This window comes from Pseudomonas sp. PDM25 (assembly GCF_019219045.1).
In the GTDB taxonomy this organism is placed as follows: domain Bacteria; phylum Pseudomonadota; class Gammaproteobacteria; order Pseudomonadales; family Pseudomonadaceae; genus Aquipseudomonas.
The window spans coordinates 180,717-192,959 of sequence record NZ_JAHUWL010000007.1 but is presented as its reverse complement, the minus strand read 5'-3'; the positions used below and the strand labels follow the sequence as shown (position 1 = coordinate 192,959).

8 protein-coding genes are annotated in these 12,243 nt (G+C 60.9%); 5 read left to right on the top strand and 3 right to left on the bottom strand.

The annotated features are described in order from the left end of the window. Positions 1-68 precede the first annotated feature (68 nt). The gene (locus tag KW848_RS15190) at positions 69-2,468 is read right to left on the bottom strand and encodes a GGDEF domain-containing protein (RefSeq protein WP_192407073.1); all 2,400 of its coding nucleotides are present in this window, start codon (positions 2,466-2,468) and stop codon (positions 69-71) included. Between the two features lie 142 nt (positions 2,469-2,610). Continuing rightward, positions 2,611-4,881: a bifunctional 23S rRNA (guanine(2069)-N(7))-methyltransferase RlmK/23S rRNA (guanine(2445)-N(2))-methyltransferase RlmL gene (gene rlmKL / locus KW848_RS15185; protein ID WP_218537340.1), complete on the bottom strand. Its 2,271-nt coding sequence runs from the start codon at positions 4,879-4,881 to the stop codon at positions 2,611-2,613. 530 nt (positions 4,882-5,411) lie between these two features. Between rlmKL and rmf the strand changes: the two genes are divergently transcribed. Beyond that, positions 5,412-5,627 (top strand): ribosome modulation factor, encoded by a 216-nt coding sequence (gene rmf / locus KW848_RS15180; protein ID WP_003223300.1) that lies wholly within the window; start codon positions 5,412-5,414, stop codon positions 5,625-5,627. Between the two features lie 245 nt (positions 5,628-5,872). Here the strand turns inward: rmf and KW848_RS15175 are convergent, their stop codons facing one another. Further along, a complete protein-coding gene (locus tag KW848_RS15175; protein WP_111450633.1) occupies positions 5,873-6,892 on the bottom strand; it encodes a quinone-dependent dihydroorotate dehydrogenase in 1,020 nt (339 codons plus the stop codon). 229 nt (positions 6,893-7,121) lie between these two features. Here KW848_RS15175 and KW848_RS15170 point away from each other — a divergent pair, with 229 nt between their 5' ends. The 4 genes from KW848_RS15170 to KW848_RS15155 all read left to right on the top strand — a co-directional run bounded on the left by KW848_RS15170 (position 7,122) and on the right by KW848_RS15155 (position 12,155). Further along, positions 7,122-8,333 carry a CmpA/NrtA family ABC transporter substrate-binding protein gene (locus tag KW848_RS15170; RefSeq protein WP_218537339.1) on the top strand — a complete coding sequence of 404 codons (1,212 nt, stop codon included), beginning with the start codon at positions 7,122-7,124 and terminating at the stop codon, positions 8,331-8,333. A 15-nt stretch (positions 8,334-8,348) separates the two neighbouring features. Then, positions 8,349-8,924 carry an ANTAR domain-containing response regulator gene (locus KW848_RS15165; RefSeq protein WP_074875038.1) on the top strand — a complete coding sequence of 192 codons (576 nt, stop codon included), beginning with the start codon at positions 8,349-8,351 and terminating at the stop codon, positions 8,922-8,924. Positions 8,925-9,265: 341 nt separating this feature from the next. Next, positions 9,266-10,477: a NarK/NasA family nitrate transporter gene (locus tag KW848_RS15160; RefSeq protein WP_111450635.1), complete on the top strand. Its 1,212-nt coding sequence runs from the start codon at positions 9,266-9,268 to the stop codon at positions 10,475-10,477. A 7-nt stretch (positions 10,478-10,484) separates the two neighbouring features. Continuing rightward, entirely contained in the window at positions 10,485-12,155 is a 1,671-nt protein-coding gene (locus KW848_RS15155; protein ID WP_111450636.1) for a bifunctional protein-serine/threonine kinase/phosphatase, read from the top strand. The last annotated feature ends 88 nt before the right edge of the window (positions 12,156-12,243 follow it).

Genomic DNA, 12,243 nt, shown 5'->3' with positions numbered 1-12,243 from the left:
GACATCAATGTTGACTGACACACCGTCTTCGCGAGCAAGCCCGCTCCCACAGGGGTAAGCCCGCAGCTCTAGTTCATCTCTCCTTCTACCCGATCCCGTCCGGCCTGTTTCGCCGCATACACCCCCGAATCCGCCCGCAGCAGCAGCGCATCCGCGCCCTCCCCGACTCGCCAACTGGCAATCCCGAAACTGGCGGTCACTGTCCCGACGCCTTCGATCGGCGAACTGCGCAACCCTTGCCATAGCTGCAAGGCCAGGACATGGGCATGCTCGCCGCTGATGTCCGGGCAAAGCACCATGAACTCCTCGCCACCCAGGCGACAGAACACGTCGGTGCGCCGCAGCCGAAGGCCAATGCGTTCGCACACAATCTGCAACACCCGATCGCCGACCGCGTGGCCATGCTGGTCATTGATGCGTTTGAAATGGTCGATATCGAGCATGATCACCGACAGTTCGCCGCCACCGCGTTCGACCCGCGCCATTTCTGTGGTCAGGCGTTCCTGGAAATAGCGGCGATTGTGGATCCCGGTCAGGGAGTCGGTGATCGATAGCGCCCGCAGTTCTTCTTCCACCCGTTTCAAGTCGGAGATGTCCGAGACATAGCCGTGCCAGAGCACGCCACCACCGGGCAATTCCTCCGGCGTCGCCTCGCCACGAACCCAACGCAGGCCGCGCAGGGGCAGCTGCACGCGGTATTCTTCGCGCCAAGGGCTGAGGGTTTCCGCCGACGCCCGGATCGAAGCGCGGACCCGGGTGGTGTCCTGCGGATGAATCCGCGTGAAAATCGCTTCGGCGTTGAACAACAGGACATCCGGTTCAAGTTCGTAGATCTCGCGAATACCGTCGCTGGCGTAGATCACACTGAAGCGCCCATCGAACTCCATCTTGAATTGGTAGATCCCGCCGGGCACATGGGCGCTGAGTTTCTTCAACAACAGGTCCCGTGCCGCCAGGGCCTCGTGGACCCGCTTGCGTTCAGTGATGTCGATACAGATCGCCAGGTGCCCGACCCACAAACCTTGCTCGTCGAGGACCGGGGTCGCCAGCATGTTCACCGTCAAATGGCTGCCGTCGCTGCGCAGCAGCGTCCATTCCCGCGCTTCGTGACCGCCCCCCTCATCACCCTCGACCAACATCGCCTGGCAGGTCGGAATCGGTTTGCCATAGCGCGCGCTCAACTCCGCCGAACGTGCCAGGAGTTCTCGGGGCAGGTGCAGGTTTTCCAGGGTCATGTGGCCCACCACCTCGCTGCTGGTGTAACCGAGCATTTGCTCTGCCCCGGCATTAAAGGTGCGGATAACCCCGCGCAGGTCAGTGGCGATGATCGCCACCTGGGTCGCGGCATTCAGTACGCCACGCAACTGGCCGTGGGTGCCGCGCAACTCCTGCTCGCGGGCGCGCAGTTCCTGGGTCCGTTGCTCGACCATTTTCAGCGCCCGTTGACGCTGACTGACCAGCACATAGAGCAAGGCACTGAGCAACAGACTGAGCAACCCGCCCAGCACCACCAGGGTGTTCACCGATGAATGATTGGCTGTCAGGAAGGCATCGCTGGGCTGAATGTCGACTTGATAGTCATGGTCGGCAAGCCGTAACAGCCGGGTCGCGGCCAACTCACTGGGGGCTGGGGGGTTAGGGGACTCATAAAGCACTTCGTGCTGATCGTCTGTGGATAAGTCGAGGATGCGCACCGAAAGATAGTCACGGCCAGCCTCTGGCAACCCGTCCGCCAGCAACTGATGCATGCTGATCACCGCCATGACATAACCGAACGGTTTCACCCCAGCCGTAGCCGGACCATTGCGCAGCAACACCGGTGCGACCAGCAGCACGCCGCGCGCATAGGCCGGTTCGATATTGACCAGATGCATCGGCTGCGATACCGCCATACCGCCATGCTGATCGGCCCGTTCAAGGGTGGCGCGGCGCAAGGGTTGAGCCCACAAGTCATAGCCCAGCGGCGAGCCGAGTTTGCTTTGGGTCTGGCTATACAGCACCGCCACATACTCATCCCGTTCAGCCGCCAGTTGCAGTTGGCCGTCGGCATTGAGTTCGCGCAGGGTGAAGTCGGGTAAACCCTCTGCACGCACCTGGCGTTCAAATTCCGCCCGTTCGGCACCGGTTACCCGCTTGGCGAAGGAATAGGCCTGAGTCCGGTGCAGCAGCGGTTGGGTGTAACCGTCGAACTCCGCGCGGGAGACCGAATCGGAATTGGTAAAGAACCGGCGCAGGCCATCGAGGCGCTGCTCCTGATCTTCGAAGCGTTCTTCGATACGGCTGTAACGCTCACTGGCCAGCAGTTGGAAGCGTTGCCGTAATTGTTGGTGAAACAGATTCAGCGTCGACCATGCCAGCAATCCCGTGAGAATCCCGCCGACGATCAATACCAGCAGCGCGACCAGCCAGGCCGAGACATCTTCGCTGATAAAACCCAGGATCTTGGGGCGCACGGCGTGCAACGACATAGACGCAACTCAAAACGCCAGGTGCGGGAAAGCCCATTGGCCATTCGTTGAGTTATAGCTATTAGCCATCAATTTGACCAGCACAGAAAGAAGCCAAGAGCCTTTAAAAATCAAGGCTCTGTGGATCCAATCCCTTCAAGTGTCAACGAGCCGTGATTTTCCAGGCACGGTGGATTTTGCCATTACGGGCGAAATCCGGATCGATGGTCTGGGCGGTGATTTCCTCGACCGCATAACGCTCGGTGAGGTTTTCCTCGAGCTGGAACTTGCGGAAGTTGTTGGAGAAGTACAACACGCCGCCCGGGGCCAGACGCGCCATGGCCAGGTCGATCAATTGCACCTGGTCACGCTGCACGTCGAAGATCCCTTCCATGCGCTTGGAGTTGGAGAACGTCGGCGGATCGATGAAGATCAGGTCGTATTCGTCACGGCAGGCATCGAGCCAGGCCATCACGTCGCCCTGCTCCAATCGGTTCTTCTCGGAGAAACCGTTCAGCGACAGATTGCGACGCGCCCAGTCCAGATAGGTTTTCGACAGGTCGACGCTGGTGGTGCTGCGCGCGCCGCCCTTGGCTGCGTGAACACTGGCGGTTGCGGTGTAGCTATACAGGTTGAGGAAGCGCTTGCCGGCGGCCTCTTTCTGAATCCGCATGCGCATTGGCCGGTGATCGAGGAACAGCCCGGTGTCGAGGTAATCCGTGAGGTTGACCAGCAGCTTCACGCCGCCTTCGTTGACCTCGACGAACTTGCCCTGCGCCGCTTGGCGTTCGTACTGCTTGGTGCCGCTCTGACGCTCGCGACGCTTGACCACCACGCGGCTCTTGTCGATGTTCAGGGCCTGCGGAATGGCAGCCAGGGCATCGAACATGCGCGCCGAGGCTTTTTCCGGATCGATGGATTTCGGCGCGGCGTATTCCTGGACGTGGACCCAATCCTGATACAGGTCGATGGCCATCGAGTATTCCGGCATGTCGGCATCGTAGACGCGGTAGCAGTCGATGCCTTCACGCTTGACCCATTTGCCCAGGGCCTTGAGGTTCTTTTGCAGACGGTTGGCAAACATCTGCCCACCTTCGCTCAAGCGCGGCTGCTCGATCACCACTGGCGCCGGTTTGATCGGGTTGCCGTTCTTGTTGTACTTCTCGTACTTGCCCGGTGCCACGTCGTTGTCTGCGACTTCGACTTCGGCTTGCTCGCGCTCGACCTGACGCTGTTCCGGAGTGCGACGTTCGCCAGTGACGAACTGGTCTGGCGTGACTTTGATCAGCAGCAACTTGCACGGCAACGCGCCGTTCCAGAACGAATACTGTTTGTGGCTGCGGATGCCCATGCGCTTGCCCAGGTCCGGGGCGCCGGTGAATACCGCAGCTTCCCAGTTCAAGCAGGCCTGACGCAGACGTTCGCCGAGGTTCTGGTAGAGATAGAGCAAGCTCGCTTCATCACCCAGACGCTCACCGTACGGTGGGTTGCAGATCACCAGGCCTTTCTGGTTCTGGTCCGGACGTGGCTCAAACGTCCCGACTTCGCCCTGGTAGATCTTGATCCACTCGCTCAGGCCGGCACGTTCAACGTTGTTGCGGCCCGGTTGAATCAGGCGCGGATCGGCTTCGTAACCGCGAATCCACAGGGGTGGCTTGGCCAGACCGGCCGCGCAACGCTCAGTGGCTTCTTCGTGAAGCTTTTTCCACAGGGCCGGGACGTGACCGAGCCAGGCGGTGAAGCCCCACTGTTCGCGACGCAGGTTCGGCGCCATGTCGGCGGCGATCATCGCGGCTTCGACGAGGAACGTACCGACACCGCACATCGGGTCAGCCAGCGCGCCGCCATCGGCCGCGATGCGTGGCCAGCCGGAACGGATCAGGATCGCGGCCGCGAGGTTTTCCTTCAGCGGCGCCGCGCCCTGCTGCAAGCGATAGCCGCGCTGGTGCAGGCTGTGGCCGGAAAGGTCGAGGGACAGGATCGCTTCGCCACGGTCCAGGCGCAGGTGAATGCGCAGGTCCGGGTTGAGCTTGTCGATGGACGGACGATCGCCCTGTGGCGTGCGCAGTTTGTCGACGATGGCGTCCTTGACCTTCAAGGCGCCGAAGTGGGTGTTGTCGATGCCCGAGCCGTGACCGCTGAACTCAACGGCCAGGGTGCCATCGTTGAGCATGTGGTCTTGCCACTCGATATCCAGCACGCCGTGGTACAGGTCTTCGGCGTCCTTCATCGGGAAACGCTTGAGCACCAGCAGCACCCGGTTCGCCAGACGCGACCACAGGCACAGGCGATAAGCGGTTTCCATGGTGACCATGCCGCGCACGGCAGAGGTGTGCTCACGCGCTTCTTCAAGGCCAAGCCCGACGGCTTCCTCGATAAGCAGGCCTTCAAGGCCTTTAGGGCAAGTGAGGAAGATTTCGAATTGATCGGACATTGGAATTTCAGAGCCTTTAGCTAAGTGAACCGGCAACGCATTGCCGGCCCGGTTTTCAATCAGGCGCTTTTCTAAAAGAGCGCCCGCGTGGCACGAAGGTGTGCCGTCCCACCCCTGCAAGCTCGGGTTAAAAGAGCTTAGATGCAAAGACAGATAAAAAAGTTGATGCAACAAAATGTCATAAGTCGACCCTTCGTCGAATAATGCCCCACCACAACGCGAGCCATTCTCAGCAAAGGATTAACCCCATCATGCAGCGAGGGGCTGATCATACCGGGGTTTGGCCAATAAACACGGGCAAACATCGCGTTACTTATGGCCATACCATCTTTATCGTTACGTCCTTATGACAAAACGATCATTCCCTCGATGTGACGCATTGGTTAGAACTCAACACAGGTTGACGCCGCAATGACGTCAACACCTTGGCTCGCGACGCCGGCAGCGAGCCCCAACGGCAGGAGTTTTTCTGCCAGACCTCAATTGAGGTCGACGCGATAAATACAGTCAACAAGTGAGGGCAACACCCTATGAGAAGACTTAAGCGTGATCCGTTGGAAAGAGCATTTTTGCGCGGATATCAATATGGCGTTGGTGGCAAATCCCGTGAGCTTTGCCCATTTACTCTACCGTCGGTACGCCAAGCCTGGATTAACGGCTGGCGAGAAGGACGCGGCGACAACTGGGACGGTATGACCGGCACTGCGGGAATCCATAGACTCAACGAACTTCACGCCGTCGGCTAATACAGGGCACACACTCCGACACGACAATCTGAATACGTAACGACTTACCACGCACGCCCCATCCGGGCGGCGGGCTTCGGCCCAGGGGCTCCTTCGAGGAGCCCTTTTTTATGCCTGCCAAAACCCAATCTCGACCTGCACACCAATCAACTGTGGGAGCGGGCTTGCTCGCGAATGCGGTGTGTCAGTCGACATCAAAGCTGAATGACACACCGCTTTCGCGAGCAAGCCCGCTCCCACAGGGTTTAGCGCAGGGCTGCTATCGCGTCGACGGATTCACGAATCAGCGCCGGGCCTTTGTAGATGAAGCCGGAATAGAGCTGCACCAGGCTGGCACCCGCAGCGATTTTCTCAGCCGCGTGCTTGCCTTCGGTGATGCCGCCCACGGCGATGATCGGCAAGCGACCGGCCAACTCGGCCGCCAGCACCTTCACGGTGTGGGTGCTCTTGTCGCGAACCGGTGCGCCGGACAGACCGCCGGCCTCGTCACCATGCTCCATGCCTTCTACACCAACGCGGCTCAGAGTGGTGTTGGTGGCGATCACCGCGTCCATCCCGGTTTCGATCAGCGCTTGCGCGACCTGAGCGGTTTCTTCGTCGGTCATGTCCGGCGCAATCTTGATCGCCAGCGGTACGTGTTTGCCGTGGCGCAGCGCCAGTTCTGCGCGGCGCGTCGCCAGGTCGGCCAACAACTGCTTCAGCGAGTCGCCGAATTGCAGGCTGCGCAGGCCTGGGGTGTTCGGCGAGCTGACGTTGACTGTCACGTAGCTGGCGTGGGCGTAGACCTTGTCCAGGCAGATCAGGTAGTCGTCGACCGCCCGCTCAACCGGGGTATCGAAGTTTTTGCCGATATTGATGCCCAGCACGCCTTTGAACCTGGCCGCCGCCACTCGAGCCAGCAGGTGATCGACGCCGAGGTTGTTGAACCCCATGCGGTTGATGATCGCCTCGGCATCCGGCAGACGGAAAATGCGTGGCTTCGGGTTGCCCGGCTGCGGGCGCGGGGTGATGGTGCCGATTTCGACAAACCCAAAACCCAGTTGCGCAAAACCGTCGATGGCCGCGCCGTTCTTGTCCAGACCAGCCGCCAGCCCCACCGGGTTCGGGAAGTCCAGGCCCATGACGGTCACCGGCAATTTCGCTGGCGCCTTGCACAGCAAGCCGTTGAGGCCCAAACGCCCGCCCGCGCCGATCAGGTCCAGGGACAGATCGTGGGAGGTTTCCGGGGAAAGTTTGAACAACAGCTGACGGGCCAGGGTGTACATGGGCGGGTTTGACTCTGGGCTACGAAAAGTGGCGGCGATTATAGCCGGGCATCGGGGTTGCAGGCGAGGCGCGCGACAAAATCAGCGAGCGATGGCATATGCCTTGCACCGTCACTGACATCAGCACTCATGCCAACGGCGGGATGAGTCGAAAGACAAAGGCGTCGTCACTTGGCCTTGCCCTGGCAAGCAGCCCGGTCCGGCGCTTTTTTATGGAAGGTGTTTACTGATGATTGAAGTTCCAGCCAACCCTCTGGCCTGGGTCAACGGCAGCGATGCCCCGGAAAAGACCGAAATCAACCTCGGCTTCATGGCCCTGAGCGACTGCGCCTCGGTAGTGGTCGCGGCCACGCAGGGCTTCGCCCAACCTTATGGCCTGACCCTGAACCTCAAGCGCCAGTCGTCCTGGGCCAACCTGCGGGACAAACTGGTCAGTGGCGAACTCGACGCCGCCCACAGCCTGTACGGTTTGATCTACGCCGTGCATTTGGGCATCGGCGGTGTCGCGTCGACCGACATGGCAGTGCTTATGGGCCTGAATCAGAATGGCCAGAGCATCAACCTCTCCCATGGCTTGCAAGCGCTGGACGTGACCAGTCCTGAAGCACTGGAGCGGCACGTGCACCAAAGTCGCCCAAAACTCACCTTCGCCCAGACATTTCCTACGGGCACCCACGCCATGTGGCTGTATTACTGGCTCGCGAGTCAGGGAATCCACCCGTTGCAGGACGTCGACAGCGTGGTGGTCCCGCCGCCGCAAATGGTCGCGCACCTGCAAGCCGGGCGCATCGACGGCTTCTGCGTCGGCGAGCCATGGTCCGCCAGCGCGGTGCAGCAGAACCTGGGGTTCACGATGGCCACCACCCAGACCATCTGGCCCGATCACCCGGAAAAAGTCCTCGGCTGCACCCGCGCCTTTGTCGAGCAATACCCCAACACCGCACGGGCGCTGGTGATGGCGATTCTGGAGGCCAGCCGCTTCATTGAAGAAAGCACCGAGAATCGCCGCAGCACCGCGAAGCTGTTGAGTGCCCCGCAATACCTCGACGCACCGCTCGGCTGCATCGAACCGCGATTGCTCGGTGACTACGCCGATGGCCTGGGTCATCGCTGGCAAGACCCGCACGCGCTGCGCTTCCATGGTGATGGCGAGGTCAATCTGCCGTATCTGTCCGATGGCATGTGGTTCATGACCCAGTTCCGCCGCTGGGGTTTGTTGCGCGACGACCCGGACTACCTGGGCGTGGCCCGTCAGGTCCAGCAACTAGACTTGTATCGAGAGGCCGCCACCGCTGTAGGTGTGGCCGCGAGTGATCAGCCAATGCGCAGCAGCCAGTTGATCGACGGCAAGGTCTGGGATGGCCTGGACCCCACCGGCTATGCCCGCAGTTTCAAGCTGCACGCCATGAGCGACAGCTCGCCCCTTCTCGCCAGCCGCTGACAGGAGACTACGAATATGTTGCGTATCCTGCTGATCAACGACACCGCGAAGAAAGTCGGGCGCCTGAAGGCGGCCCTGACCGAAGCCGGGTTCGAGGTGATCGACGAGTCGGGCCTGACCATCGACTTGCCAGCGCGCGTCGAAACGGTGCGTCCGGACGTGATTTTGATCGATACCGAGTCACCGAGCCGCGATGTGATGGAGCAAGTGGTGCTGGTGAGTCGCGACCAACCACGGCCGATCGTGATGTTTACCGATGAACATGACCCCAATGTGATGCGTCAGGCGATCAAGTCCGGCGTCAGCGCCTACATCGTCGAAGGCATCCACGCACAGCGCTTGCAGCCGATTCTCGACGTGGCCATGGCGCGTTTTGAAAGCGACCAGGCCCTGCGCGCCCAACTCAACGCCCGTGACCAGCAACTGGCCGAGCGCAAGCGCATCGAGCTGGCCAAAGGGCTGCTGATGAAAATGAAGGACTGCAATGAGGAAGAGGCCTACACCCTGATGCGCCGCCAGGCCATGAGCCGGCAGCAGAAGCTGATACAGGTGGCGGAGCAGATCATTGCCATGAGTGAGCTGCTCGGCTGAAGCCCTGCGGTGAATGCCCTATCGCCTTCGCGAGCAAGCCCGCTCCCACAAGGGAATTGCGTCGTACACAAATCAACTGTGGGAGCGGGCTTGCTCGCGAATGGCCGCGACTCGGTCTCCCTTGTTGGCACAGATCTCGCAGAGTAATCACTACAGGTAACCAACGGCGGTTGCCCCACCTACGACAAAGACGTCGCTCACCTCATTTGCCCTTTGGCGAATCCGGTGGCGGCGTTTTTTTGTTTTGGCCCCACAGACCGGGGCCGGTGGTGCGGCCGATGCGGCGCCCCACCTGCAAGCTCATGACTCCTTCTCGAGACTCCTAACAGCTGAGGTGCGCGATGAATTCAAGCTTCTGGAAATCTGGCCATACCCCGACATTGTTCGCGGCCTTCCTCTATTTCGACCTGAGTTTCATGGTCTGGTACCTGCTCGGCCCACTGGCGGTGCAGATCGCCGCCGACCTGCACCTGACCACCCAACAGCGCGGGCTGGTGGTGGCCACGCCGATTCTGGCCGGGGCGGTATTGCGCTTTGTAATGGGCTTGCTGGCTGATCGCCTGTCGCCGAAAACCGCCGGGCTGATTGGCCAGGTGATCGTCATCTGCGCCCTGTTCGGTGCCTGGAAACTCGGCATTCACAGTTACGAACAAGCGTTGGTGCTGGGCCTGTTCCTCGGCATGGCCGGCGCATCCTTCGCCGTCGCCCTGCCGCTGGCCTCGCAATGGTATCCACCCCAGCACCAAGGCAAAGCTATGGGCATCGCCGGTGCCGGTAACTCGGGCACCGTGCTCGCTGCACTGATCGCCCCGGTGCTGGCCGCGGCATTTGGCTGGAGCAACGTGTTCGGCTTCGCCCTGATTCCGCTGATCCTGACCATCATCGTCTTCGCCTGGCTGGCCAAAAACTCGCCTGAGCGGCCAAAAGCCAAGTCCGTGTCCGACTACTTCAAGGCCTTGGGCGATCGCGACAGCTGGTGGTTCATGTTTTTCTACAGCGTGACCTTCGGTGGCTTCATCGGCCTGGCCAGCGCCCTGCCCGGCTATTTCAACGACCAATATGGCCTGAGCCCGGTGACCGCCGGCTACTACACCGCCGCCTGCGTGTTCGGCGGCAGTTTGATGCGTCCGTTGGGCGGCGCTCTAGCCGACCGCTTCGGTGGCATTCGTACCCTGCTGGGGATGTACTCGGTGGCGGCGGTCTGCATCGCAGCGGTGGGTTTCAATCTGCCGAGTTCCTACGCGGCACTGGCACTTTTCGTCTGCACCATGCTCGGTTTGGGTGCAGGTAATGGCGCCGTTTTCCAATTGGTGCCGCAGCGTTTTCGTCGAGAGATCGGTGTGATGACCGGTTTGATCGGCATGGCCGGCGGTATTGGTGGATTTGCACTGGCAGCGGGCATGGGCGCGATCAAGCAAAGCACCGGCAGCTATCAACTGGCCTTGTGGTTGTTCGCCAGCCTTGGCGTTCTGGCCTGGTTCGGTCTGCACGGCGTGAAACGTCGCTGGAGAACCACTTGGGGTTCGGCAGCCGTGACCGCTGCACGGGTCTGAAGCCTCAATGAGCCTGCAACTGAGTTTTGCCGAAGCGAGCGCCATTGGCCCTCGCGAGGAGAATCAGGACGCCCTGCGCCTGGTGACTCCAGCCCCGGCGCTGGCGGCGAGCAAGGGTTACCTATTCGCCATCGCCGATGGCGTCAGCCAATGCGCCGATGGTGGTCTCGCCGCCCGCTCGACGTTGCAGGCTCTTGCGCTGGATTACTACGCCACGCCAGAAACCTGGGGCGTCGCGCAGGCATTGGATCGCCTGCTACTGGCACAAAATCGCTGGTTGCAGGCCAATGGCGGTGGGCAACCGTTGCTCACCACCGTCAGTGCTTTGGTCATGCGCGGTAGGCGGTTTACCTTGGCCCATGTAGGCGATTGCCGGGTTTATCGCTGGCATGCCGACACCTTGCAACGGGTCAGCGAGGATCACGTCTGGGACCAGCCGGGCATGCAGCATGTGCTCAAACGGGCACTTGGGCTCGATCAGCATCTGGTGCTGGATTTTCTCGATGGCGAACTGCGGTTGAACGAAAGTTTCGTACTGCTCAGCGACGGCATTTGGGCCGTGCTGGGCGACACCGCGATTGCGGCAATTCTGCGCGATCAACCGGATTTGAACAGCGCTGCGCAGACCTTGGTCAGTGCGGCGCATCTGGCCGGCAGCCAGGACAACGCCAGCGCCTTGTTGGTGCGGGTCGATGCCCTCGGTGAAACGAGCATCGGCGATGCGTTGATTCATTTGCAGCAATGGCCGCTGCCGCCAGCGCTGAAACCGGGTCAGACCTTCGAGGGTTGGCAGGTTGAAGGAATACTCGGCCAGAGCCAGCAGTCGCTGCTCTATCGGGTGCGCGATGGGCAACAACAGCCTTGGCTGCTGAAAACCTTGCCGGGCGCGTTGCGTGACGATCACCTCGCAGGGCAGGCGTTGCTGTCGGAAGAATGGTTTCTCAAGCGCGTGGCCGGGCGGCATTTCCCTGAAGTCCATGCCGCCAGTCAGCGTCAGCATTTGTACTACGTGATGCGGGAATATTCCGGATCTACCTTGGCGGAGCTGCACGCCGATGTCGGACCGCTGCCTCTGCCGCAATGGCAAGATCTGGCTGAACGCCTGCTGCGCGCCGTTGGCATGCTGCATCGACGGCAGATTCTCCATCGCGATATCAAACCGGAGAACCTGCTACTGGGGGACGACGGCGAATTGCGCCTGCTGGACTTCGGCCTCGCCTACTGCCCTGGCCTGTCCGAAGATCAGCCTTCTGCCTTGCCTGGAACACCCAGCTATATCGCACCCGAAGCCTTTCGCGGGGAAGCGCCGACTCCGCAACAGGACTTATATGCCGTCGGCGTGACCTTGTATTTCCTGCTCACCGGGCATTATCCCTACGGCGAAATCGAAGCCTTCCAGCGCCCACGGTTCGGGGTTCCGGTCAGCGCCAGTCGCTATCGACCCGACCTGCCGGAATGGATTGCGCAAAGTCTGGAGCACGCCGTGGCGGCGGATCCGGATCAACGCTTTGAAACGGCGGAAGAATGGTTGCTGCTGCTGGAACAGGGCGAGCGGCGCAGTTTGAGCGTGCGACCCAGACCGTTGCTGGAGCGCGAACCGTTGAAGGTCTGGCGGACCTTGGCGCTGGTGTCCTTGCTGGTGAATCTGGTGCTGCTGGTTTTGTTGTTTCATGGTTGAGTTTTTCACTGCCCCCCTAAAGATCAAAAGATCGCAGCCTGCGCCAGCTCCTACGGGTGCCCACGATCTCCTGCAGGAGCTGCCGTAG

Bases quoted from the DNA above. Each gene is read 5' to 3' on its own strand.
- KW848_RS15160 (WP_111450635.1), top strand. From the start codon at position 9,266: ATGAATTCAAGCTTCTGGAAATCTGGCCATACCCCGACATTGTTCGCG.
- KW848_RS15175 (WP_111450633.1), bottom strand. From the start codon at position 6,892: ATGTACACCCTGGCCCGTCAGCTGTTGTTCAAACTTTCCCCGGAAACC.
- KW848_RS15165 (WP_074875038.1), top strand. From the start codon at position 8,349: ATGTTGCGTATCCTGCTGATCAACGACACCGCGAAGAAAGTCGGGCGC.
- KW848_RS15155 (WP_111450636.1), top strand. From the start codon at position 10,485: ATGAGCCTGCAACTGAGTTTTGCCGAAGCGAGCGCCATTGGCCCTCGC.
- KW848_RS15190 (WP_192407073.1), bottom strand. From the start codon at position 2,468: ATGTCGTTGCACGCCGTGCGCCCCAAGATCCTGGGTTTTATCAGCGAA.
- KW848_RS15170 (WP_218537339.1), top strand. From the start codon at position 7,122: ATGATTGAAGTTCCAGCCAACCCTCTGGCCTGGGTCAACGGCAGCGAT.
- rmf (WP_003223300.1), top strand. From the start codon at position 5,412: ATGAGAAGACTTAAGCGTGATCCGTTGGAAAGAGCATTTTTGCGCGGA.
- rlmKL (WP_218537340.1), bottom strand. From the start codon at position 4,881: ATGTCCGATCAATTCGAAATCTTCCTCACTTGCCCTAAAGGCCTTGAA.